The following is a 24,404-nucleotide window of genomic DNA, read 5'->3' as shown; positions in this document are numbered from 1 at the left end:
TTTTTTAATTCCATTTTTTGATTATTTAACGATATTTATCACATAGTATTCACAAATAGGTGAAAATTTTATAATTAATAGCTGAAATAATATAAAAAGGTTTTCAATAAAAATGCAGACTTTTGTAGTATAGAATCAGTGACACAAATTTGATATAAATAAAAGATACAGATGAATGAAGAGTAATTGTTTCACAACAAGTATTTATATAAATCACGATGTTATTTAACAAAATGAATTATATTAATTTCCAATTATAAAGCATAGAAGATCTTTAAACAAAACGGTACAATCATGAAAACTCAAAAGTAGTTGGAGACATATTTATTCGTTTCATTCCCTCGTCTCCCTCTATATTCAGTTAGTTTTTATAATAAGCAAGTTGGAAAAATAATTCATTTTGTTTTTTTATAATTTATTTTAATAGTTATGGTTTGAAATCTATTCAAATAATGCATAAATATTTTCACACCACATCACAAAATATTAAACCTAAACTATTAAAATAAATTTTCTTTAGGCAGACAAGAAGTAATTTCTTCTAAATAACAGTTTTATAAGGGGACCGCAGGAAAGATTTTCTGCGGTTTTTTTTATGAAATTTTGCTCCACTTATTCTTTCCTTTGTAATACCTGATGTAATAATTTTTGATGATGAGATTATCAGGTCTTGCCAGCATTGGATCAGCCTCCAGAATTCTGTCTACAGTATTTTTTGTAGTCTTAATGATTGCCGAATCATTGATAAGGTCTAATCTTTTGAAATCTACGACACCGCTCTGCTGAGTTCCCAGGATATCTCCGGGACCTCGAAGTTGCATGTCGACTTCCGAGATTTTAAAACCATCATTGGTCTCTGTCATTGTTCTGATACGGGTCCTGCTTTCCTTAGATAATTTATCTGAAGTCATCAAAATACAATAGCTTTGTTCTGCTCCTCTTCCTACACGTCCTCTAAGCTGGTGAAGTTGTGAAAGACCAAATCTTTCTGCACTTTCAATAACCATTACAGATGCATTAGGAACGTTGACTCCCACTTCAATAACCGTTGTAGCTACCATAATTTCTGCTTTTCCTGAAGCAAAATAAGTCATGGCAGCATCTTTTTCATCAGGTTTCATTTTTCCATGAAGCATGGTGACATTATAATCTGAGAAGTATTCCATGACATGTTCTAGCCCCTCCATCAGATTTTTGTAATCTAAAGTTTCAGACTCTTCAATAAGTGGATAAACAAAATAAATTTGTCTTCCTTTCTTGATCTCATCTTTACAGAAATTGTACACATACGCCCTGTCTTTTTCACGCCTGTGAGCAGTAATTATAGGTTTTCTTCCCACTGGCATTTCATCAATCACAGACACATCAAGATCTGAATAAAAACTCATTGCCAATGTTCTTGGAATAGGAGTTGCGGTCATCACAAGAATGTGAGGTGGAATTTTATTTTTTGCCCAAAGTTTTGCTCGTTGTGCTACTCCGAATCTATGCTGCTCATCAATAATAGCGAGTCCTAAATTTTTAAATTTAACCTTATCTTCTAATACAGCATGAGTGCCAACCAGAATAGAAAGACTGCCACTTTCAAGCTCTGCGTGAATAATTTTCCTTTCAGAAGCTTTGGTAGAGCCGGTGAGAAGCCGGATATTGATATTTGTTTCCTGTAATAAATCCTTCATTCCGTTATAATGCTGCTGGGCAAGAATTTCTGTAGGAGCCATCATACAGCTCTGAAAACCGTTATCCATTGCAATCAGCATGGTAAGTAATCCTACCATTGTTTTTCCGGATCCTACATCACCCTGTAAAAGCCTGTTCATCTGAATAGGCTTTTTCATATCCATACGGATTTCTTTTAAAACCCTTTTCTGAGCATTTGTAAGATCAAAAGGAAGGTGATTTTCATAAAAATCATTGAAATGATCCCCAATAATGGGAAAAGGATTGCCGTGAGACTGGGTTTTATGATGAAGCTTTTTTAAGCCATAGCCCAATTGGAAAAAGAATGACTCTTCAAATTTAAGTCTGAAGTCAGCCTTATCAAAATGCTCCATATCTTTTGGGAAATGCACATTCAGAAAAGCATGCTGCCTTGAGATAAACTTGAAGGTTTTCATTAAATATTCCGGGAAATTTTCCTCAATAAGTTGAGGAATCTCTTTACAGATATTCCTGAGAGCATTTTGAAAGAATTTTTGGCCCAGCCCCCTTTTGGTAAGTTTTTCAGAACTTGGATAAATAGGTTTCAGGCGGACGTCACTGTCTTTACTTTCCTCAGCTTCTATTTCCGGATGTGGCATAGAAAACTGCCTGTTGAAAACATTGATCTTTCCAAAGATATACACATCACGGTTGATAGGAATCTGTTCCTTCAGCCATTTTGAATATTGAAACCATACAAGATCTATACTGCCAGTATGGTCATTAAATTTGGCGGAAAGTCTTTTTGTTTTTCCGGTCTGGATTTCCTGTATCTGGGTGATTTTCCCTTTCAGCTGGATATCAAGATTGCTTTCCTCAAGCTGAGAGACTGTATAAATTTTACTTTTATCCAGATAGCGGATAGGGTAGAAGTTCAGAAGATCTTCCACGGTGGAAAGGCCCAGCACACTTTTGATGAGTTTGGCTCTTTCAGGACCTATTCCTTTTACATATTCTATTGAAGTATCTAAAGTCATTTAAAAAACGAGCCCTAATTTCGGTAAAATAGCTGGGATTTAAAATTTTTAGCACCAAAATATTGGTGTAAATATCTAAAAAAGGCTCTCAGATTCTGAAAGCCTTTGATTTATATTAGTCTTTGATTTTAGATTTGAACTTTTTCTGGTAATCTTCCCACTGTTCTCTGGTACGGATCTTTTTAAATAAATCTTTTGAGATGAGTTCCAGATAGGGCTCCAGCTCTTTGGCGGATAATTCTCCCTGTAGAATAGTGATTGGATCTCCATGCTCATCCAGGAAAACAGTACTTGGTACAGCCCCTACATTCATATATTGTGTAAACTCATGCAGAGAATTTTTTCCTTTTTTATGCTCTGTATTTGGATTTGAGAATGTTCTTCCAAAGATTTCAACACTATTTTTTTCTTCAGCATTAAATTTTACAGGATAGTAATTCTCATTTAAGATCTGGGAAATCACGGCATGGCCGTATGTTTTTTTATCCATAATCTTACACGGTCCGCACCAGTCTGCATAAAAATCAATAAGAATTTTTTTAGGATGCGTTTTCTGAGCTTTTAAAGCTTCCTCAATAGTCATCCACTTTATTTGTGCAAAACTAAAATTCAATAATAATAAGAGTACTATGCTTAAAATTTTCTTCATAATGATTTGTGATATTTATGTAAAAATAAGCATAATAGTTTATTCTTTATTTTACATCTTGCATTAATTTTTTCACGAAGGATGATAGCAAAATCAATACCACACCAGCAATTAATGCGTAGATTCCCAGAGTTTTGTATCCATCAGTATAGGCGATCAGTTTGCTCATATTGGTATTCCCTGTATTTGATTCAGATAAACTCGCTCCAATTTTCCCTGCTGCAAACTGCCCGAATGCACTGGCTAGAAACCAAAGCCCCATCATCATACCAAACATCTTTTTAGGAGATAGTTTTGTAATAATAGACATTCCAATAGGACCTAAACACAATTCTCCGAATGTGATAACAAGCCACGTAAAGGTAAATAAATTAAGAGATGATTTACCATCTGCACCTGCAAAATATCTTAAACTGTAGAATAAGAAAAATCCGGCAGCGAGAAATAAAAATCCAATTCCAAATTTATTAATAGTATTGGGCTCAAGTTTCTTTTTGTTTAAACCTACCCAAGCTAACCCGATTAGAGGACTGAAAATAATAATGAAAAATGAATTCGCACTGTTGTTGATAACATTAGGATCCATACCAAATCCCAATAAGTTGTGAACAAGGTTGTCCTTTGCAAATAAAGACAATGAACCACCACTTTGCTCATAAATGGAATTAAATAGGAAGTACATGAAAATAAAAACAAAAGCAGCAATAAGCTTCTTTTGATAAGGTGTTGTCTGTTTCAGTGTTTCTAGGATAAAATATCCTACGGCAGCGATACCAATCAAATACATAAAATAGTCTGTATAATCGGTATTTTTAACCATAATAAAAATAAGAGGCATGCTTAATAAAGCTCCAATATAAACTAAAACCTCACGTAGGGTTCTTTTAGATTGGGGAAGAATTTGTAGGGGAGAATCACCAATTGGTCCCAATGATTTTTTGGTAGCAAAAAAAGTAATTAATCCTAAAATCATCACTATTGCCGCTGCCAGGAAACACCATGACCAGGAGTGGTATTTTCCAAGATATACACAAAGTGCTCCTCCCAGTAACCCTCCAATATTAATTCCGGCATAAAAAAGACCATATCCCGCATCTCTTCGGGCATCATCTTCCTTGTAGAGTTCTCCTACCATTGAGGAAATATTCGGTTTGAAAAATCCGGTTCCAATAATAGAGCAGGTAATCCCAAAATAAAAGAAGTCATGAGGTGACAGTGCAATAATAAGATTTCCAACTGCCATAATAAGTCCCCCAAAAACCAGAGACTTTTTAAATCCTAAGATTTTATCCGCAAAAATACCTCCTATAAAGGTAAAGGCATAAATAAAAGCCTGTATGGCTCCATATTGTAAATTAGCCTTGTCTTCCAGCAGTCCCAGCTGGTCTACCATAAAAATTGTAAGAACTCCGCGCATTCCGTAAAAACAAAAGCGTTCCCACATTTCTACAGTGAATAAGGTCCAAAGTTGCTTTGGATACTTTCCTTTAAAGTTTTGTATTTCTTCTAGAGTTAAGCTCATAATGATATATGATTGTTTTAATTAGGGGTTTTTATTATCCTGATCTAGTTCAAAACGAATTCTGTCCTGATCGATGATTTGTTTTAATTCTTCTTCTTCTTCTTTTGGGAGGTACGGCAGTTATTTGCTGGCAAATAAATTATTTTTATCATTGAGCACAGAGTATTTTACAATAGTTTCATCTTTTTCAGAAAACCGTTCGTCTGCCTTTATGCCAAGAAATTCAAAAATGTAGGGATCTTTTAAAACTCTGTGGATGTTTTCCGGTGAAGACTCTTTATGTTTTAAAACTCTTTCGTAGGCAAGGGAGTTCATCTGCCTTTTTAGATCTCTTACATTCCAATTGTTTTGTACATCTTCAACAATAAGTTTTCCAATCTGCCAATAAGTAAGCAGTAGTGTAGAATTCGCTATTCGAAAAACCTTTTCGCGCGACTGTCTAATGATCTCCTTTACGGATTGGAATAAAGATTCTTCGGAAATTTCCATCGTACGAAATTAAAAAAAACCTCTGACTTAGCAGAGGTTTTATTCATATTTTGTTAACACACTTAGTTTACACCGTGCATCATTTTCTTTAAGATAGGTGAAAGTAAAGCTAAAATTACTGAAGCAATACCACAAAGTACCACAAATACCATGAAGAATTCAAATAAATTGTGAATCTCAAATCCTACAAAAGTAGGGTTATGTAATGGTAACTGAGCTTTTTCAAATGCAGCTGTCTGATCAGCGGTTAATGTTACTTTTTTATCTAAAACATCCTGAAGGTTTACTCCTATTTCCTGCGCTTTTGTAAATTTATCACCTGTTGCAGGGATCAAAGCTCCTAATGAACCTGCCAAAGCATATCCTGCTGCATTGGAAATAAAGAAAACACCATATAATAATGAGGCGAATCTTTTTGGTGCCAGTTTACCTACCAGTGATAACCCGATTGGAGATAAACAAAGCTCTCCACAAGTTTGGATGAAGTATAGAAGCATTAACCATTTTATTGCCAGTAGACCTGAGTTTCCTAGATCTTTTACATTATGTGCTATGATAAAGTAGCTTAAAGCTATTAATGCAAGTCCCATTGCTTGTTTGAATGGTGATACCGGCTCTTTTCCTTTTGCTCTTAGTTTATCCCAACACAAACTGAAAGGAACGGCTAACAGCACAACGAAAATACCATTAAAGATCTGAACCATTGATGGTGGCATATTCCACCCCAAAATGTTTCTATCGGTTTGATTATCTGCAATAAATGTTAATGAAGAACCTGCCTGTTCGAAAGCTGCCCAGAAAAAGATAATAAAGAATGAAACAATATAAATTACCCAGATTCTCTGTCTTTCAATTTTGTTTTCTGCAGAGCTCATAATAAGGAAGGCCAAAGAAATACCTGCTGAATAAATGAAAGGATAAATAACTCCTTTGATCAGTTGACCCATTTCTACAGCTTTAAATCCAATTTCTCCTACCAATGCATATCGGAAAACAAAGAATAAAACAACAAATATAAGTCCGGTAATACCTAAAGCCATTCCCGAGAATTTTGCTGTTTGAGTTTCCCCTTCTTCAAAATCTGCACTGGTATTGTTTTTTGGTAATCCACCGATAGGTCTTCCTTCCGGCGTTACTACATATTTATTTTTAAGGATAAAGAATGTAATAGTTCCAATAACCATAGCAATTGAAGCTGCTAAGAATCCCCATTTAAAGGCGAAAATATCTCTTACTCCTGTTGCAGCGTCTTTTACGTCTCCTACATAAGGGCAGATAAACTGACCTAAAAACGCTCCAATGTTGATCCCCATATAGAAAATGGTGAAAGCAGAATCCAGTTTAGACTTCTCTTGTTTTGGATAAAGACTTCCCACCATGGATGAGATGTTCGGTTTGAAAAATCCATTACCAAAAATAATAACGAATAAAGCCAGCCACATGATAAGCTTAGCGCTTCCAATATCTGCGGAAAAAGTTGAAGCACTGATGAATAATAAAAACTGACCAATGGCCATTAATGATCCTCCAATGATAATAGCAAATCTGTTTCCGATATATTTATCTGCAATAAATCCTCCTAAAAGGGGAGTTAAATAACATAAAGCTAAAAATCCACCATAGATAATAGCTGCATCAGCTTCTTTTATCAATAAGGAATTTACCATAAAGAGCGTCAAAAGAGCTCTCATTCCGTAAAAGTTGAAACGCTCCCACATTTCCGTTCCGAACAGAACCCACAATCCTTTCGGATGTCTGGAATTCTTATTCTCTACAAATTCATCCGGTTTCGGACTTATTGCTTCAATATTATCCATTTCTATTGTTAATTTTTGTTAAGACTGACAAATATAGTTTATTTTGGGTTTTTGGCAAGGTTTTAATTTTATTTTTAAATAAAAAAGCTGCAGAACCATTCTGCAGCTTTATATTCTTTATAAATACTAAGGATTAGTGCCCTTTTTCCTTCATAATTTTATTTAATCTTTTTAACATAGAAAGGCCTAAAAGCGTAGCAAATATTAACAAACCGAAATTAACAAGAAAATAATTCGTCTTGTTTTCGTAGTTATACCAGGTGCTGGCAAGGATCCCTGAAAGCTTGTTTCCTACAGAGTTGGCAAGGAAAAATCCTCCCATCATCAGGGCTGTAATTCTTGCCGGTGAAAGTTTTGAGACAAAAGAAAGTCCCATAGGCGAAAGGCATAATTCCCCAATAGTAATCACACCATAACTGGCTACCAGCCATAAAGGAGAAACTTTTACAGCTCCGTTATCTCCGGCCATTACTGCTAATACCATCACCAGACAGGATAGTCCTGAAATAAATAGTCCTAAAACTATTTTAGTAGGGGTTAACGGCTCTTTACCTTTTCGTCTTAAAAGGGCCCAAAAGCCAACTATGACAGGGGTCAGAGCAATTACCCAAAACGGATTAATAGACTGGAATAATTCAGTATTGTACAGATATACTTTGTTTTCAGGATTCTTTTCAAGAGCAGCCCGCTGTTCGGGAGAAATATTTTTAAAATAAACATCTTTTCCTGTTTCTTTCCTGGTATCTCCCTTTTCATCTTTTTGAGATCTGAACTGGTTGTCATATACAGGGGTTTCTTTATCTTCATAGCTCTTCCCATCCACCATGTAAATTCCTTCCAGCGGCTTTTCTAAAGATGCCGGAACACTTCTGTCTGTATAATAATTGGCCCATCTTGTCAAGGCAGTACCGTTTTGCTTAAATACAGCCCAGAAAAACATACTGATCAGGAATACGGATAATAGGGCGCCAATAGAAGCTTTTTCATCCGGTTTAGCTTTGAAATAAAGAGAGGCATAAAAGTAAATAACAGGAACACATGCAAATATAAAGGCATCTGTGCTGTCACTCCCAAAAATATTGTTAGGAATAAACCAACCGATTGCTCCGGCAATAATAGCGGGAACAAATACTTTAAGCATAATTTCAGAAAGTTTGGTGTCTCCTTCCTGCACCGGTTTCATCTGTGCAGCATGGATATAGTGTTTTCTTCCGATCGTGAAAATTACCATACCGATCAGCATTCCTACTCCGGCAGTGATGAATGCTTCACCCCATCCGAATTTATTACGCATGAAGGCAGCAATAATATTACAGATAAATGCACCGATATTGATTCCCATATAGAAAATATTATATCCGGAATCTTTATTGGCTTTATAGGGTTCTTCAGAATACAGGTTTCCTAAAAGAGTAGAAATTGTAGGCTTAAAAAAACCATTTCCAATGATAATTAAAGCTAAAGACGAATAAAATAGCGGCAGGTCTTTGAAAACTCCCATCCCAATATATCCTGCAGCCATTAAAAATCCACCGATATAAATAGATCTGATATATCCTAAAACCCTGTCTGCTAAAAATCCGCCAATGAAAGGGGTAAGGTATGTCAGGGCAATATAAGTCCCGAAAATATCATCAGCTGTTTTGTCTGGCAGTCCAAGGCCTCCCTTCATACCTGTGGGCTCAATAACATATAGTACAAAGATTCCAAGAATCAGGTAGTATCCGAAACGCTCCCACATTTCAGTGAAAAAGAGGAAGGGTAGCCCTTTAGGATGTTTAGTCTTCATATAATCAATTTTCAAATTTCCCAAAAATAAGTTTTTAATTTCAATTGATAAAATAAATAATACTGAGCGAAATGATTAATGAAATAAATAGAAAATCTCCTGACTCGATCAGGAGATTTTAATATGTTTATAAAATGAAAAAGATATTCAATCTTTTTTAACCAGATTTTGTGGTTTTATTGAATGAAGTTAAGATTTTAAAATCTTAATTTCTTCTTTTAGTTCATGGATTTCTTTCTTTAAAAGACTTATATAATCTTGAAGGTTTTCTACAATAGAGTTAGAGATACTGAAATATTGATTATAATTTCCGGAATTATCATGGAATGTAGAATTGTCATTATTGATAGAAAATTTACTTTCAGACTCTTTAATGTCTTCAACAGGAACATCAAGAGCCTCGGCTAGTTTTTGCCATTCATCATCATGAATTTTTACTTCTCCACGCTCTTTGCGAGAATAATTCGAAGGGTCTGTAGATATTGCTTTAGCCATTTTTTCTTGTGACATGCCTTTTTGTTTACGTAGGTTTCTGAGTTTTTCCTGGACCATCATTTCTAATGTTTTATACAAATATGCAAAATAGGTGCCTATTTTGCAAGAAAATTACAAGGAAATTACAATAAATATATCACTCCTGTTTGAATTTTATTTTTAGCTTTGAAATGTCAATAGTGGCACAGAACAATTTTATAAAAAACAACATGAAAAAAATCGATTTAAAAAAATTGAAAGGAAGCCTATCCAGAGAGGAGCAGAGAACAATTAAAGGAGGACTCATAAAAGAGGATCCAGACGTGTTGAGTTGTGGGTGTGTAAGCGCAGCTTGTTATTTTTGGAATAATACTGGAGACGCTCACTGCACTGCTGGCTTTTGCTGTAGATAACATGCACAATAGGTACATGTTCTGCAAGAAAATTGCAAGGAAATAACAAGAATTATTTCACAATCATTTGAATTTTATTTTTAGCTTTGAAAGGTCAATAATGACACAAAACAATTTAATTAAAAAACAACATGAAAAAAATCGATTTAAAAAAAATGAAAGGAAGCTTATCCAGAGAGGAGCAGAGAACAATTAAAGGAGGACTTATAAAAGAAGATCCATATACTGAGCTGGGATGTGCATGTACGAATGCAGCTTGTGCGAATACCCATAATGGTAATGGAGATTCTTATTGCAATGGAACTTTTTGTTGCGGATAATTAAGACTCATTCTTTAAAATGGCAACAGGAAACTGTTGCCGTTTTTTGAAACGCAAATGATGTAAAAAAATGACACACAAAAGCTACACTGCTGTTATCAATTATTTAGATGATAATAAAATATATGTTGATCGGGATGAATTTGAGCTTCAGTTGGAAGGGCATCCGGATTTTCCTAGTCTTTTAGCATTTTCTGATGCATTACACTTTTTCAATATTGAAAACTACAGCTACAGAATAGATAATGATGAAAAAGATATTTTACCTGAAAATTTTCTGGCTTTAGTAGAAGGAGAGCTGGCTGCTGTGAAAAATAAGAATGATAAATTGATAATTAATGGTTCCCCAATGAATGATTTTTTTTCAAAATGGGAAAATATAATACTTGTTATTGAAAAAGAAGGCGAACTTGCAACTACAAAATCAAAACTAAATTATTCTTATATCAATTGGGGAATCCTTATACTATTGTTTTTATTTCTTTTGGGATCTAATTCTTCCAGTATAATTTTACAATTAGCTTTTGCACTTACTTCTTTATTGGGGTTTGTTTTTGCTTATGAAGCTTATAAGAAAACCCATGGTAAGGGAACATTTATTCCGGTGGGAGTGTGCAAAAGTAATTACTTGAATACGGATTGCGACTTGGTTTTTAATTCAAAAAAATGGAAAATTTTCAATAAAATAGATTTATCTGAGATATCAATGTTGTTTTTTACCAGCCAAATAACGTGTTTCATTTTATTTTCCCTGGTAAAAGACATCGGATTCTTTTTTGCTGTCTATCAATATGCTTTATTTGCCTTTATACCCATAGCTTGCTTATCTTTATATTATCAGGTCTTTGTGGTCAGGAAATATTGTCCGGTGTGTATGATCATTATAACCTGTGTATGTATCCAATTACTTGCAGCTAATCTTATACCTTTTGATTCCAAGAAAATAAATCTGGGTTCTATAATTTTATTTTTAATTGGAATTTTTGGTTCCTTAATCGTTCTCTTGAATCTAAGGATGAAAAACGAGATTGCACAGAAAAATGAAAATACCATTAAGAGAAACCTGAAATTCAGGAGAAACTATTTGTTTTTTAAAAATAACCTGTCCTTTCAGAAAAAATTAATTGATACAGATGTTTCGGGTGCTTTTGTATTTGGGAATAAACATGCCGATCAAAGTTTGACCTTTATTACCAACCCTTTTTGTAAGCATTGCAAAGAATTTTATCCTACTTTTCTAAAGTTGGTTAAGATGTATTCTGCTGAACTGAGAATCAATATTTTCTTCGATATAGACCTTAACAGAGATGACGAGGATAATAAAACAGTTCATGTCAACCTTACCAATATATACCTCAACAGTGAAAATAAAACTGAGTTTTTAGAAGGCTTAAACAGCTGGTATGCGGTTCAGGGGTATACTGAAAATAAAAACGGATGGTATAAAAGGTATTCTAAATATTTTGGAAGTTCAGAAGCGGCACTTAATGTTTTAAAAGATCATGAAAAATGGTGCATCAACAATAGCGTTCACTTTACACCTGATATTTTTCTCAATGATACGGAATACCCCATTCAGTATGAAAGAGCGGATCTTGAGTATTTTATCCCCGAGTTTTTATCAGAAAATTAAAATTAATTATGAAAAATTTATTATTTATACTACTAGGAACTGTGATGTTTTTTTCTCAGAATAACAGGTTCATCTATGAGGTGAAATACAAGAAAGATTCAACCTCAAAAGAGATCACCCGGGAAAATTATTATCTGGACATTACAAAAGAGGATATAGCCTATTATAACAGACTGAATTATATTAGTGATTCATTATTTGTTGCTACTGGGCAATATGCATTTAAAGGAAACAGGCTGACCTCTTTCCTTATCAAAAAAAATGATAGCAATATCTTTCAAAACTATGAATATATCGGTGATGCGACCTTCTATAAATTATCTGAAGAATCCAAACAACAATGGACTATTATGGACAGTGTAAAAATTTCTAATAATTTCCGGCTTCAAAAAGCTAGTACTCAATTCGGAGGAAGAAACTGGATCGCATGGTTTACTAAAGATATCCCAATACCCTACGGACCTTATAAGTTTAACGGATTACCGGGATTGATTATGGAATTGTATGATACCCAAAAGAATTACTATTTTAATGTGATTAAGAGTGAAAAGATTCCGGATGATTATAAACGTAATTCATTAAATGCCTCTATATCCAGAGCGATTCCCATTACCCAGAAAGATTTAAATAAACTAAGGTTGGACCTCTACTCCAATCCCTTTAAATATGTATTGAATGGAAATTTGACCATGCGCGAAGGACAGAAATTGTTGTTGGAAGACGGAACCGTTCTCTCTAAAGAACAGTTGAAACCTGCCGAAGGTAATGAGAGAAAAAAAATAAAGGCTTTTAATAACCCCATAGAATTGGATAAGGCGATGAAATATCCATAAACAAAATAAAAATCCCTTTCAAATTTTGAAAGGGATCTATAGTAAGTTTTATTTGTAAGAAGTACTTTCTTATAAATTGTTTAAGATAAAATCAGTCATTTTCTGATAAAGCTGTGGTCTTGTCTGTCCTCCATAAATTCCGTGATTTTTATCTGGATAAGCCATGAAATCAAACTGTTTTTTATTTTGAATTAAAGCTTCGGAAAATTCCATGGAATTCTGGAAATGTACGTTGTCATCAGCTGTTCCGTGGATCAACAGGAATTTGCCTTTCAATAAATTAGCATATTCTGTAGGTGAGTTTTTATCATATCCATCAGCATTTTCCTGAGGGGTTCTCATAAATCTTTCAGTGTATACAGAGTCATAATATCTCCAGTTGGTTACCGGTGCAACAGCAATTCCCATCTTGAAAACATCTGCTCCTTTAGTCATTGCCAAACTTGTCATATAGCCTCCGAAGCTCCATCCGAACATTCCGATTCTGCTCTTGTCAATATAAGATTGGGTACCGAACCATTTAGCTGCAGTAATCTGATCTTCAATCTCATATTTACCTAAATTCATATACGTTACTTTCTTATATTTAGCTCCTTTATAGCCTGTTCCACGTCCATCTACACAAGCAACGATATACCCTTTCTGCACCAAATGATTGAACCACATGGCATTTCCGTTATCCCAGGAATTGGAAACCTGCTGAGATCCCGGTCCTGAATATTGGAACATGAATAAAGGATATTTCTTAGTAGGATCAAAGTTTTTAGGTTTCATGATCCATGCATTCATCTGATCACCTACTGCATTGGGAATGGTAATGAATTCCTTTTCAGCAAAATTATCAGTTTTTAATTTTTGTAACTGATCATTATTGTTCTGAAGTTCTTTTACAGCCTTTCCATTTCCGTCTTTTAAAACATAAGTATAAGGTTTTGAAGCCGTAGAAGAGGTCTCAATGAAATAATTATAATTTTTGCTGAAGTTGGCAGAATTGTTTCCTTCCGTATTAGAGATAAGCTGAGATTTTCCGTTTTCAATATTTACTTTAGAAATTACCTTGTTGATACTTCCTTTTTCAGTAGTCTGAACATAGATTTCTTTAGATTTTGGATTGAAACCATAATAATCCGTTACCTCCCAGTTTCCTTTAGTGATTTGCTTCTTAAGCTTACCATCTTTGTCATACCAGTATAAATGACGGTTTCCATCTCTTTCAGAAGCCCAAAGGAAAGAATTGTCTTCTAAAAATTCTAAAGTAGGACTATCCGTATCAATCCATTTGTCATCCGTTTCAGTAAATAATTTCTGAACAGCTCCGGTTTTAGTATTGACCTTTAAAATATCTGAAGCGTTTTGAATTCTTTCGGAAGTAATCAAAACAATTTCATCAGCTTTTGCCGTTTGAAAAACGTTTGGAATATAATAGTTTTTAAAAGATCCTAAATTCAATGGCATTGTTTTTCCACTGTCCAGACGGTATAATTGTGCAGAAACTACAGAATTCTTTTCACCAGCCTTAGGATATTTGTAACGCATTTCAGCAGGGTAAAGATTTTTTCCATAGATAGGAATATAAATTTCCGGAACCTGGCTCTCATCAGATTTTACAAATACAATAGCATCAGAATTTTTTGTCCATTCATATTGTCTTGCATGCCCGAATTCTTCTTCATATACCCAGTCTGCCAATCCATTGATAATAGAATTCTTCTTACCATCATTGGTTATTTGTGTGATCTTTCCGGAAGTCAGATCCTGATAGAATAAATTATTATCAGAGATAAAAGCTATTTTCGTAGCATCAGGGGAAAATCTAGGCTCCTGAACAGTTTTGCCTTCATTTAAGCTGATTACTTTTCCTGATTTTAAATCTTTTACATCAAATTTTCCAAGAAAAGAATGCCTGTAAATAGGCTGGCTTCCTACTTGTAAGAGAATTTTAGACTCGTCATCAGAAAATTCATAGCTTTCAAATTTTCCATCTACAAGGTTTCCTTCTTTCTGAGAAGTTTTGTAAGAATATTTTGCGATTCCTGCTGGTTCTATAACCAGATAGTTTTCGCCGTTTTTCATAGATGTAATCCCGGCAATACCCTTACCACGGTAATATCCTGAATATATTTTATCTAAAGTAATTTCCTGTGCCGATACAGTTTGGAATGCCGCAGCAATCGTAAGCGTTAAAAATAGTTTTTTCATTTCTAGCATTAATGGATTTCAAAGATAATAATTTTATTAAAATGTGTAAAAAAAGCTTTTCAAATAAGACTTTTGGCAGAAAAATTGAATATCATTAAGTATAATCAAATCAAATAATAATTATGGAAACAAATGCATACAACCAGAAACTAAACCGTTATGTATTGAATGACAGAATTGTTTATACAGGTTTTTCCAGTTTTAAAGACGCTGAAGAATGTGCCCAAAAAAAAGGAGGAACATTAGTGGAAGTGAGTTTTAAAGATGGAAATGATAACCCTCAGATTACAGATGAAGCCGGTTTAATAGAAAAAAAACTTCATTACTATGTGTATGCAGGCGATGAATATAAATTTATCCATTCATCTGATCCCGGATTTAGAAAATATGCTGATGAGTTGCAGAAAATAAAAGCAAGAAATGATAAAACAAGTCCGGATGAACGGTATTTTGCCAATTTTGAGATCGAAAATGCAGAAGACCCGATTATTATCCTGAAAAATGATCACTTTGAGTCAGTAACTTCACGAGAACGTTCAAAATATATGAAACATGCCTGTGTTTATGAATTAGGGGTATCCCTGGTAAAATCTTAAAAAAAACGATCATGAGCAAGACAAAATATTCAGATAAAGCTCAGGACAAAGTAGGAAAAGTAATGCACGAATTCAAGGAAGGGAAATTGAAATCTTCTTCCGGAGAAAAGGTGACCAACAGAAAACAAGCCGTAGCAATCGGTATTTCTGAAGCAAGAGAAAAAGGCTTAAAAGTGCCTGCAAAAAAGAAAAGCAAATAATCTTTAATGAAAAATCCGTGGAGAACTTCTTCACGGATTTTTATATTTTAATATTTAGGATTTTCCTTGTAATCTTTTTATTGCTGACCGTTATAAAGTATCCTGTAATATTCATCCGCCATGCGATCACTGTTGAACTGATCCTTTACATCATTCATTGCATTATGCTGGATTTTTCTCCATTGATCAGGATGGTCATAATATGTCGGAAGAATTTCGTTTTCAAGGATTTCATATAGTTTATGTAAATCATAATTATCCTGCTCATAGATGCTCATATTCAGATAATCTGCCTTAGGAACCACAAAAGAATTTTCTCCATGCTTGGCGAATTCAGGAATCCAGCCGTCATCTGTGGATAAATTCACAGAACCATTCATAGCGGCCGTCATTCCGGAGGTTCCGGAAGCTTCTCTGGGAACTCTCGGATTGTTTAACCATAGATCCGAACCTTGCTTTAAAGATTTACTTAAAGAAAGCTCATACCCTGTAAGCACGGCTATACTTTTATGATTTTTACTCTCCTCAACCAATGTATTGAAGATAGAAATAGCAGAATAATCCATGGGATAAGGCTTACCCGCCCATATGATCTGTACAGGATATTTAGGATTATTCAGAAGTCTGTAAAACCTGTCTTTATCATGTAAAAGAAGTTCTGCACGTTTGTATCCTGCAAACCTTCTGGCCCATACAATGGTGAAAATATCAGGATTAAATAAATTTCCTGTTTGATCAGCAACAATGCTGAAGAGCTTTTTCTTTAAATGCTTTTTTCTATAATCGAAAGCAGTTGCATCATTTTCATCTTTAGCATGGTAAAGAGGCTTATCTGCCCAATATTTGAATTCCTGAGCATTGGTAATGGATGTGATTTCACAGATTCCCGGATATTTACTCCACATTGTTCTGGAAACTGTTCCATGAAGCTGAGAAACCCCATTGGCCTTTCTAGCCATTTTTAAAGCACAAAGAGAATGATTAAATCGTTCATCATCCGTTCCTTCTATACTTTTTATTTCTTCCATACTGTAACCGGAAAAATAAGACATATCATAGCACAATTTGAGATTGTGCTTTTCGTTTCCTGCCTCTTCCGGAGTGTGGGTGGTAAATACTAGTTTTTCTCTGACTTTATTGAGGTCTCCATTGTATTTTTTCAACAGGTGGAATGCCGCAGGAAGTCCATGGGCTTCATTCAGATGATATACCTCTCTTTCAACGTTCATCTCTTCCAGTAGTTTAGCGCCACCTTTTCCCAGTAAAATATACTGAGCAAGCTTGGTAGATTCGTTGGCATCGTAAAGTTTGTGACAGATTGTTTTGGAAACATGATCATTTTCCGGAACATCCGTTGAAAGAAAGAACATAGGAGCTGTATTGAAAGTCTCAGGATCAAGATACCATACTTTTACCCAAACCGGAGCACTGTGGATTTCGATCTGAAATTTTATCCCGGTGTCTACAAGAAAGCTGTACATTTTTCTTGTCCATACCGGTTGTAGTGTTTGATCGTGATTTCTTGCCTGATCATAATAACCAAATTTCCAAAGGATTCCGATTCCGATAAGGTCCTGCTTCAGGTTATATGCACTCCTCATATGGGAGCCTGCTAAAAATCCGAGTCCTCCGGAATATATTTTCAACACCTGCTCAAGGGCAAATTCCATTGAGAAATAGGCGGTTTTTTTTGAATATTGGGGATTAACGCTGTAAGGTATTTTGAAATTCCTGAAATCCATAAATGCTGATTTGTGTTAGAAGGAGCAAAGGTATTGATTATGAAAATAAACTCTACATTAATTATTTGATAAATAAACCTGGAAAGTAAATATCGGATTGTTTTTTTACTTACCTTTAAGAGTGTAAAATTTTGATTATCAAAAACTTTTAGTGGTGAAAACCGATGATTGCATGTGTTCTTTAATTCAATAAAAAAATCACACATGAAAAAGACATTTTCTGAAGAAGATCTGATAAAGAATCTAAGTTTATATTACCTGAACAGGCATTTGAAAAAAAAGCCCATAGAAAAGTATCACCGTACAATAGATGAATCTCAGCTGCATGACCGTGAAAAATATAGAAAGAAGTCCGAAATATTACTTCTCAACTCTTTTATGCATCATTTTCCCGAGGTGAAGTTTGAGGATTTCACTTGTGAAAGTCCCGATTTTATTGCGAAATTAAATGATAAAAAAATTGGAATAGAGCTGACTGAAGTCATCAATCATCTGGAAATGAAGAAGGTGGAAAGTACCTTGAATAAGATATTCCGTCAGGCAGAAATATTATTGGAACAGGAAGACACTACGAAATATCGTGGTGTTTATTTTTTAGAATTCCATACCAATGTAAGATTTGATAATCTTGAACATCAGGAAGAAAATATTATCAGTATTTACAAAAGCATTAAAAAAAATAAAGCAGTCGGCTGTGTGAAAAGTCTTCGGAAATCTTTCCACCGCAGGAATGTCTTTATCACCCATGAATATAGTATGAACCTTTTTGATGAGCTCTGCTCGGAAAAGATTTTGGAACTTATTGAAAAGAAAAATGAAAAATTTCCATACTATGACACTTCTGTAGATGAGTGCTGGCTGGTCATAGTTTCAGATATGAATTCTATTGCTTCCCGATATACTTTTATTCAGGACAAAGAACATCTGAACGAAGTGAAAAGTCCTTTTCATAAAATCTTTCACCTTGAAAATCTCTGTGGAAATATTACAAGTATAAAATAAATTAATGTAATGCTTGGATTTTACAAAGATTCATTGTTTTAATTTGTAATATTTCAAAATTATTTGAATTTTATTGTTTGTAATTAAATTATAGGTATATTTGGTATAGGTTGGTATCAGCCTGATTTAAACTGATTTAACCATAAAAACATATATCTATGAGGAAACTTTTACTTTTCATTCTTTTTTGTATATCTCAAACTTTTTATTCCCAGGCCGATTGTGCAACGGCATTAGCTGTTTGTGGAAACTCAGATATTACCTACAGTCCTACAGGATATGGTAATATAAAAGAATTGGTAAATTCTGGAAGTTGTTTGGATGCAACGGGTGAGCATAATTCAATTTGGTATAAAATCACGATTGCCACAGGGGGAACACTTACCTTTGATCTGGTTCCCAATAATCCGGATGCCGATTATGACTGGGCTATTTTTGGACCCAATGTAACCTGCGGAAGTCTGGGAGCACCCATACGTTGTAATGCAGCAACAGTGATTGGAGTAGGCCCCTCTACAGGATTAAATATGACAAGTACACTTCTAAGCGCTGTAGGAGGTTCTACCACTCCTTACTGTAAATATATGGATGTTTTACCCGGACAAACTTATTATTTGTTTATCGACAACTGGGTGAGCAGCACCAGCAGTACGACAGCTCCATTTTCTTTGACTTGGGGTGGTACGGCTACACTGGCATCGCCGTTTACAGATCCGAATATTCAGACGTATCCTTTTATTCCCCCAGGAATTGCTCCGGTAAATCCGGCTGATCCAAGGGAAGTTATTATATGTGGAAGTACTGAATTATTTGATTTTTCTATTTTATCTGCAGGAATACTTAATGGAAACCAAAGCTTTAGCGTGAGTTATCATACCAGTCAGAATGAAGCGCTAACAGGAACTAACCCTATTACTGCTCCAAGAACAGTGAATACCACTACCGTTTTTTATTATAGTATTAGTTATACAGATGCGACAAACCCAAATAATCCACTTAACAAATGTAAACAGATCGGGAAATTTAAATTCAAAGATGGTTCTATCAAAGTGAAAAATGCTACATTGACAGCATGTAACAATAATAATATGGGTACGGCATTGTTTGATCTGACATCAGCAGACATTATTGCGAGTACTACTGTGGTTAAGAAATACTATCATTCTATGGCTGATCTCAATGCCGGAATTAATGAGATTACTACACCAATGGCATTTCTATCTGCTGAAGCTACAATTTATGTAAAAGTAATTTCTGAGTTCGGATGTAGTGCTGTTGCTCAAATTACTTTGAAATTTTATCCACAAATCATTGTCACTGATGCTACGATAAGATCATGTTTTATTGAAACAAACCCTTCTACGGCATTATTTAATCTTACAGGAGCTAGTGTAACTACACAGCCGGGTGTCGGGAAAAAATATTATCCATCACTTACAGACGCGATCAATCAAACCAATGAAATTTCTAATTCTTCCAATTATATTGCTCCAAGCGGATATGTATATGTAAGGGTTTATAATGCACAGGGTTGTTATAATATTGCCAGAATTACACTGGCCGTTATCCCACCGGTATATTCGGATATCCTTAAAGACAAAACCATTTGTGCAGAAGATACCACTACTTTAGATGCAGGACCTGGATTTAAAAGTTATGAGTGGAGTACAGGAGCCACTACTCAAAGCATTACCAATGTAGGAATGGGAACCTACTGGGTGAAACTTAAGACTGGAGACTGTACTGCCATACAGAATGTAAAAGTATTGCCATCTGATCAGCCAGTAGTTTCAGGAATTGATATTACGAATAATACCATTACCGTATCTGTAACGGGTGGAAATCCTCCATATAAATATTCTATGGATAACATAAACTGGCAGGATTCCAATACCTTCAAAAATGTATCAAGAGGTGATCATAAAGTATTTGTAAAAGATGCTTACAATTGTGACCCTATTGAAGTTGATATTGTTGTTCCAAACTTAGTAAATGTGATTACTCCCAATCAGGATGGTGTGAATGATGTTATTGATTACTCTGCATTGGCCGGTAAACAGAACTTTGTCATGGATATTTTTGACAGGTATGGAAATAGAATTTTCAAGGCCGACAGAACTAATGGTTACAAATGGGACGGCACAGAAGGAGGAAAAAAAGTATCCACAGGAACGTATTGGTATTCTGTAACCTGGAATGAAAGTGATAAAAACAACACGCCTATCAAATTTTTCGGATGGGTACTGGTGAAAAACAGAGAGTAATAGACATGAATTATTAAATACAATACATAGATAAAACCACTTCATTTGAAGTGGTTTTTTTCTTAAAAAGTCTTATTTTAGATATCAAAATTAAAAGCATGAAGCAACTCTTTATTAAGCGTTTCGAATATTATAAATCTCTCGGTGATAAGACATTCGGACAATTGTCCGAGGAACAGATTTTCTGGCAGTATAACGAAGAAAGTAATTCTATTGCTGTCATTGTAAAACATATTGCAGGAAATATGCTTTCGAGATGGACTCATTTTTTGACTGAAGACGGCGAAAAATCATGGCGTCACCGTGATGAGGAGTTTAAGAACACTTTCAAAACAAAGCAAGAAGTTACTGAATATTGGGAAAAAGGGTGGGCATGCCTCTTTGATGCTTTAAACCAGATTACTGATGACAATATCTATTCTACGATTTATATTAGAGGAGAAGCTCATTCTGTGGTTGATGCTGTCTTCAGGCAGCTGGCTCATTATCCTTATCACGTAGGACAAATTGTATACCTGGCAAAAATGATGAAAAATGAAGAGTGGAAGACCCTTTCTATTGCAAGGAATAAGTCACAGGAGTTTAATACAGAGATGAAAAATAAAGTTTCAAGGGAAGAATCCGATCCCAATTCATCTCCTGTATGTTTTCAAAATAGCCCCGAAGTAAGGGATGAATACAAGCAATAGATTGAATCAATATTTAGTTCTTATTAAAAATTACTATCTTTGCACCCATAAAATTCAGGAGTAACAAATGTCTACTTTTCACAGAACTGCCGCGTTTCACACACTTGGCTGCAAATTAAACTTTGCAGAAACATCTACTATTGCCCGTCAATTAACAGATGCAGGTTATGATAAGGTAAGCTTTGATGATAAGGCTAATGTGTATGTAATCAATACATGTTCGGTAACAGAAAATGCAGACCGTGAATGTAAACTTCACGTAAAAAGAGCAATGAAGGCTAACCCGGAAGGGCTGGTTGTTATTGTAGGATGTTATGCACAGCTGAAACCCGAAGAGATTTCACAGATTGACGGAGTAGATTTGGTATTGGGAGCGAAAGAAAAATTCAATATCCTAAGTTACCTGGATGATCTGGAGAAAACAGAAAACGAAGGAATTGTTCACTCATGTGAAATTGAAGAAACCGACTTTTTTATCGGAAGTTATTCAATTGGGGACAGGACCAGAGCCTTTCTTAAAGTTCAGGACGGATGTGATTACAAATGTACTTACTGTACCATTCCATTAGCAAGAGGGATTTCACGTTCCGATACTATTGGAAATGTCCTTAAAAATGCTACAGAAATTGCGGCAAAAGATATTAAAGAAATTGTTCTTACAGGAGTAAATATTGGGGATTACGGAAAAGGAGAGTTTGGAAACAAAAAACATGAACATACGTTCCTGGATCTTATTTCCGAACTTAATAAAGTGGAAGGAATAGAAAGAATCCGTATCTCATCTATTGAGCCTAATCTTTTAAAAGATGAAAGTATAGAACTGGTTTCGAAAAGTAAAAGTTTTGTTCCGCATTTCCATATTCCATTGCAATCCGGAAGTGATGATTTGTTGAAAAAAATGAAACGCCGTTATCTTACCAAGCTCTATAATGACAGGGTGAATAAGATTCGCGAAGTAATGCCTGATGCTGCTATCGGAGTGGACGTTATCGTTGGATTCCCGGGCGAAACTGAGGAAAGATTTATGGAAACGTATAATTTCCTGAATGAACTTCCCATTACTTATCTTCATGTATTTACTTATTCTGAAAGAGAAAATACAGAAGCGGCTGACATGGAAGGAGTAGTTCCTGTAGCTGAAAGAAAAAAACGTAATAAAATGTTGAGAATTCTTTCTGAAAAGAAGAAAATGGCATTTTATCAGACTCAATTGGGTAAAACGCTTCCTGTACTTTGGGAGCATGAAAATAAAGACGGAAAAATGTTTGGCTTCACAGAAAACTATGTGAGAGTCCAGAAAGACTTTGATCCTGCCTTTGTAAATCAAATAGAATTTCTAAATTTAGAAAAAATCCTGTCAGATGGCACGGTTTCTGTGCAATCTTCTTACCAAAATTTTTTAGCAAAAGCATAGGCTCTTTGCAAAAATTCTACTAAATTTATTTTTAACTTTAAATACTACATTCATGAGAGATAAGTTTTTATCTTGGGGAATTGTATTAGTAACTGCTACGTGGATTGTAGCGTTACTGATCAGAGCGCACTATTGGATACCCATCCTGCTGTCCGCCATCTATGCATTAGGTGTTTACAATGCGTACCAGTCTAAACATGCTATTCTGAGGAACTTTCCTGTATTAGGGTACTTCAGGTACTTCTTTGAAAGTATTTCACCGGAAATGCAGCAGTACTTCATCGAGAGGGAGACAGATGGGAAGCCATTTCCAAGAAATCAGCGTTCTGCAGTATACAGACGTGCCAAAAATTTAAGTGATACTGTTGCTTTTGGTACACAGCTGGAGGTTAATCATAGAAAATATGAAGGAATTAAGCATTCTATTTATGCAAAGTCACCATCAGAAGAGCTTCCAAGAGTTTGGGTAGGTGGAGAACAATGTACACAGCCTTACCATGCTTCTTTATTTAATATTTCAGCAATGAGTTTTGGTGCATTAAGCGACAGAGCTCAGATCTCTTTAAATAGAGGTGCTAAAAAAGGTAATTTTTACCACAATACTGGAGAAGGAGGAATATCTCCCCACCATATGGAAGGAGGCGATTTATGCTGGCAGATTGGGACAGGTTATTTTGGATGCCGTGATGAAGAAGGAAAATTTAATCCTGAGTTATTCACGAAATACTCAAACTTGCCGAATGTGAAAATGATTGAGATCAAATTGTCTCAAGGTGCTAAACCAGGACATGGAGGGGTGCTTCCGGGAGTGAAAAATACTCCGGAAATTGCAGCAATCCGCCACGTCACACCGGGGATGACTGTTATTTCGCCACCATCACACTCTTCTTTTCATGATGCAGCAGGATTGCTGAAATTTGTACAGCATCTGAGAGAGCTTTCCGGAGGTAAGCCGATCGGGTTTAAGCTTTGTATAGGAGATACTAAAGAATTTGAAGATATCTGTGTACAAATGAACGTACTGAAAATCTATCCTGACTTTATCACTATTGATGGAGCAGAAGGGGGAACAGGAGCTGCTCCGCCGGAATTTTCAGATGGTGTAGGAATGCCTTTGGAGCCGGCACTGATCTTTGTAAACAGAACACTGAATAGCTACAACGTAAGAAATAAATTAAGAGTAATTGCCAGTGGTAAAGTACTTACCAGTCTGGATATTTTAAGAGCTGTTGCTATGGGAGCTGATATGTGTAACAACGCCAGAGGTTTTATGTTCTCTTTAGGATGTATTCAGGCCTTACGTTGTAATTCCAATAACTGTCCTACCGGAGTGGCTACTCAGGATAAAATGCTGATTAAAGGATTGGATGTTACCGATAAAAGCGAGAGGGTATATCACTTCCACAAAAATACACTTCATACCTGCAATGAATTGATTGCTGCTGCCGGAAGAAGTTCTTATGAAGAAGTAGATGCTACCATGTTTATGAGAGGTGATGAATTTGACCATCTTGCCGACTTATATTTCCCGGATATTCTGGGTAATGTAAAGCAAAAAGCCAGATCTTAAATGTAAAACAGATGACTAGTCCTGAAAATCCGATACAGATTAAAGGACAAAAATAAATAATTAAACCAGAGCAAATTTGTTTTTGCTTTGGTTTTTGTTTTTATAGGTTTT

The 24,404-nt window shown here is 35.1% G+C and carries 20 protein-coding genes; 11 read left to right on the top strand and 9 right to left on the bottom strand.

The window, feature by feature from the left end; all coding sequences use genetic code 11:
• Nucleotides 1-593: 593 nt before the first annotated feature.
• From recG to DRF57_RS19755, 7 genes are all read right to left on the bottom strand, one after another.
• Nucleotides 594-2,678 (bottom strand): ATP-dependent DNA helicase RecG, encoded by a 2,085-nt coding sequence (recG, locus tag DRF57_RS19785; protein ID WP_047489314.1) that lies wholly within the window; start codon nt 2,676-2,678, stop codon nt 594-596.
• Nucleotides 2,679-2,793: 115 nt separating this feature from the next.
• On the bottom strand, nt 2,794-3,327 hold the full coding sequence (locus DRF57_RS19780) for a thioredoxin family protein (RefSeq protein WP_047489311.1): 534 nt from the start codon (nt 3,325-3,327) through the stop codon (nt 2,794-2,796).
• 46 nt (nt 3,328-3,373) lie between these two features.
• A complete protein-coding gene (locus tag DRF57_RS19775) occupies nt 3,374-4,849 on the bottom strand; it encodes a peptide MFS transporter (RefSeq protein ID WP_115920446.1) in 1,476 nt (491 codons plus the stop codon).
• Between the two features lie 120 nt (nt 4,850-4,969).
• Nucleotides 4,970-5,338, bottom strand: a complete 369-nt coding sequence (locus tag DRF57_RS24150) for a DUF1016 N-terminal domain-containing protein (protein WP_115920445.1) — start codon at nt 5,336-5,338, stop codon at nt 4,970-4,972.
• Between the two features lie 62 nt (nt 5,339-5,400).
• Entirely contained in the window at nt 5,401-7,155 is a 1,755-nt protein-coding gene (locus tag DRF57_RS19765; protein WP_047489302.1) for a peptide MFS transporter, read from the bottom strand.
• 133 nt (nt 7,156-7,288) lie between these two features.
• Entirely contained in the window at nt 7,289-8,944 is a 1,656-nt protein-coding gene (locus tag DRF57_RS19760; RefSeq protein ID WP_047489299.1) for a peptide MFS transporter, read from the bottom strand.
• A gap of 189 nt (nt 8,945-9,133) precedes the next feature.
• Nucleotides 9,134-9,496 carry a helix-turn-helix domain-containing protein gene (locus DRF57_RS19755; protein WP_047489296.1) on the bottom strand — a complete coding sequence of 121 codons (363 nt, stop codon included), beginning with the start codon at nt 9,494-9,496 and terminating at the stop codon, nt 9,134-9,136.
• A 152-nt stretch (nt 9,497-9,648) separates the two neighbouring features.
• Between DRF57_RS19755 and DRF57_RS19750 the strand changes: the two genes are divergently transcribed.
• The 4 genes from DRF57_RS19750 to DRF57_RS19735 all read left to right on the top strand — a co-directional run bounded on the left by DRF57_RS19750 (nt 9,649) and on the right by DRF57_RS19735 (nt 12,617).
• Nucleotides 9,649-9,831, top strand: coding sequence for a hypothetical protein (locus tag DRF57_RS19750; RefSeq protein ID WP_123863361.1), 183 nt, complete (start codon nt 9,649-9,651; stop codon nt 9,829-9,831).
• Nucleotides 9,832-9,962: 131 nt separating this feature from the next.
• Entirely contained in the window at nt 9,963-10,151 is a 189-nt protein-coding gene (locus DRF57_RS19745) for a hypothetical protein (RefSeq protein ID WP_047489288.1), read from the top strand.
• A 70-nt stretch (nt 10,152-10,221) separates the two neighbouring features.
• On the top strand, nt 10,222-11,784 hold the full coding sequence (locus DRF57_RS19740) for a vitamin K epoxide reductase family protein (protein ID WP_115920443.1): 1,563 nt from the start codon (nt 10,222-10,224) through the stop codon (nt 11,782-11,784).
• Between the two features lie 8 nt (nt 11,785-11,792).
• Nucleotides 11,793-12,617, top strand: coding sequence for a GLPGLI family protein (locus DRF57_RS19735; protein ID WP_047489281.1), 825 nt, complete (start codon nt 11,793-11,795; stop codon nt 12,615-12,617).
• A gap of 69 nt (nt 12,618-12,686) precedes the next feature.
• On the opposite strand, the gene DRF57_RS19730 is transcribed toward DRF57_RS19735, so the two are convergent.
• Entirely contained in the window at nt 12,687-14,816 is a 2,130-nt protein-coding gene (locus tag DRF57_RS19730; protein ID WP_047489549.1) for a S9 family peptidase, read from the bottom strand.
• A gap of 122 nt (nt 14,817-14,938) precedes the next feature.
• On the opposite strand from DRF57_RS19730, the gene DRF57_RS19725 reads away from it, so the two are divergent.
• Together DRF57_RS19725 and DRF57_RS19720 are read left to right on the top strand one after the other, a co-directional pair.
• The gene (locus DRF57_RS19725) at nt 14,939-15,412 is read left to right on the top strand and encodes a hypothetical protein (RefSeq protein WP_047489278.1); all 474 of its coding nucleotides are present in this window, start codon (nt 14,939-14,941) and stop codon (nt 15,410-15,412) included.
• Nucleotides 15,413-15,423: 11 nt separating this feature from the next.
• On the top strand, nt 15,424-15,612 hold the full coding sequence (locus DRF57_RS19720; RefSeq protein ID WP_047489275.1) for a DUF6496 domain-containing protein: 189 nt from the start codon (nt 15,424-15,426) through the stop codon (nt 15,610-15,612).
• 77 nt (nt 15,613-15,689) lie between these two features.
• Here DRF57_RS19720 and glgP read toward each other — a convergent pair whose 3' ends face one another.
• Entirely contained in the window at nt 15,690-17,354 is a 1,665-nt protein-coding gene (gene glgP, locus DRF57_RS19715; RefSeq protein WP_047489272.1) for an alpha-glucan family phosphorylase, read from the bottom strand.
• 204 nt (nt 17,355-17,558) lie between these two features.
• Here glgP and DRF57_RS19710 point away from each other — a divergent pair, with 204 nt between their 5' ends.
• From DRF57_RS19710 to DRF57_RS19690, 5 genes are all read left to right on the top strand, one after another.
• On the top strand, nt 17,559-18,356 hold the full coding sequence (locus DRF57_RS19710) for a hypothetical protein (RefSeq protein ID WP_047489269.1): 798 nt from the start codon (nt 17,559-17,561) through the stop codon (nt 18,354-18,356).
• A 158-nt stretch (nt 18,357-18,514) separates the two neighbouring features.
• Complete coding sequence (locus tag DRF57_RS19705) at nt 18,515-20,620, top strand: T9SS type B sorting domain-containing protein (RefSeq protein ID WP_115920441.1); 2,106 nt, start codon at nt 18,515-18,517, stop codon at nt 20,618-20,620.
• Between the two features lie 98 nt (nt 20,621-20,718).
• Entirely contained in the window at nt 20,719-21,309 is a 591-nt protein-coding gene (locus DRF57_RS19700) for a DUF1572 domain-containing protein (RefSeq protein ID WP_047489545.1), read from the top strand.
• A gap of 67 nt (nt 21,310-21,376) precedes the next feature.
• Nucleotides 21,377-22,723 (top strand): tRNA (N(6)-L-threonylcarbamoyladenosine(37)-C(2))-methylthiotransferase MtaB, encoded by a 1,347-nt coding sequence (gene mtaB / locus DRF57_RS19695; protein WP_047489264.1) that lies wholly within the window; start codon nt 21,377-21,379, stop codon nt 22,721-22,723.
• A 52-nt stretch (nt 22,724-22,775) separates the two neighbouring features.
• A complete protein-coding gene (locus DRF57_RS19690; protein WP_047489261.1) occupies nt 22,776-24,293 on the top strand; it encodes an FMN-binding glutamate synthase family protein in 1,518 nt (505 codons plus the stop codon).
• The last annotated feature ends 111 nt before the right edge of the window (nt 24,294-24,404 follow it).

The organism is Chryseobacterium rhizosphaerae (assembly GCF_003385455.1).
In the GTDB taxonomy this organism is placed as follows: Bacteria; Bacteroidota; Bacteroidia; order Flavobacteriales; family Weeksellaceae; genus Chryseobacterium; species Chryseobacterium rhizosphaerae.
The sequence above is the reverse complement of the archived record's forward strand: the minus strand, read 5'-3'. Positions and strand labels throughout refer to the sequence as shown.

Coding starts and splice junctions, on each gene's coding strand:
- DRF57_RS19760 (WP_047489299.1), bottom strand. CDS start 8,944: ATGAAGACTAAACATCCTAAAGGGCTACCCTTCCTCTTTTTCACTGAA.
- DRF57_RS24150 (WP_115920445.1), bottom strand. CDS start 5,338: ATGGAAATTTCCGAAGAATCTTTATTCCAATCCGTAAAGGAGATCATT.
- DRF57_RS19690 (WP_047489261.1), top strand. CDS start 22,776: ATGAGAGATAAGTTTTTATCTTGGGGAATTGTATTAGTAACTGCTACG.
- DRF57_RS19705 (WP_115920441.1), top strand. CDS start 18,515: ATGAGGAAACTTTTACTTTTCATTCTTTTTTGTATATCTCAAACTTTT.
- DRF57_RS19750 (WP_123863361.1), top strand. CDS start 9,649: ATGAAAAAAATCGATTTAAAAAAATTGAAAGGAAGCCTATCCAGAGAG.
- DRF57_RS19735 (WP_047489281.1), top strand. CDS start 11,793: ATGAAAAATTTATTATTTATACTACTAGGAACTGTGATGTTTTTTTCT.
- DRF57_RS19780 (WP_047489311.1), bottom strand. CDS start 3,327: ATGAAGAAAATTTTAAGCATAGTACTCTTATTATTATTGAATTTTAGT.
- DRF57_RS19710 (WP_047489269.1), top strand. CDS start 17,559: ATGAAAAAGACATTTTCTGAAGAAGATCTGATAAAGAATCTAAGTTTA.
- mtaB (WP_047489264.1), top strand. CDS start 21,377: ATGTCTACTTTTCACAGAACTGCCGCGTTTCACACACTTGGCTGCAAA.
- DRF57_RS19730 (WP_047489549.1), bottom strand. CDS start 14,816: ATGAAAAAACTATTTTTAACGCTTACGATTGCTGCGGCATTCCAAACT.
- DRF57_RS19725 (WP_047489278.1), top strand. CDS start 14,939: ATGGAAACAAATGCATACAACCAGAAACTAAACCGTTATGTATTGAAT.
- DRF57_RS19700 (WP_047489545.1), top strand. CDS start 20,719: ATGAAGCAACTCTTTATTAAGCGTTTCGAATATTATAAATCTCTCGGT.
- DRF57_RS19765 (WP_047489302.1), bottom strand. CDS start 7,155: ATGGATAATATTGAAGCAATAAGTCCGAAACCGGATGAATTTGTAGAG.
- glgP (WP_047489272.1), bottom strand. CDS start 17,354: ATGGATTTCAGGAATTTCAAAATACCTTACAGCGTTAATCCCCAATAT.
- DRF57_RS19775 (WP_115920446.1), bottom strand. CDS start 4,849: ATGAGCTTAACTCTAGAAGAAATACAAAACTTTAAAGGAAAGTATCCA.
- DRF57_RS19755 (WP_047489296.1), bottom strand. CDS start 9,496: ATGGTCCAGGAAAAACTCAGAAACCTACGTAAACAAAAAGGCATGTCA.
- recG (WP_047489314.1), bottom strand. CDS start 2,678: ATGACTTTAGATACTTCAATAGAATATGTAAAAGGAATAGGTCCTGAA.
- DRF57_RS19720 (WP_047489275.1), top strand. CDS start 15,424: ATGAGCAAGACAAAATATTCAGATAAAGCTCAGGACAAAGTAGGAAAA.
- DRF57_RS19740 (WP_115920443.1), top strand. CDS start 10,222: ATGACACACAAAAGCTACACTGCTGTTATCAATTATTTAGATGATAAT.
- DRF57_RS19745 (WP_047489288.1), top strand. CDS start 9,963: ATGAAAAAAATCGATTTAAAAAAAATGAAAGGAAGCTTATCCAGAGAG.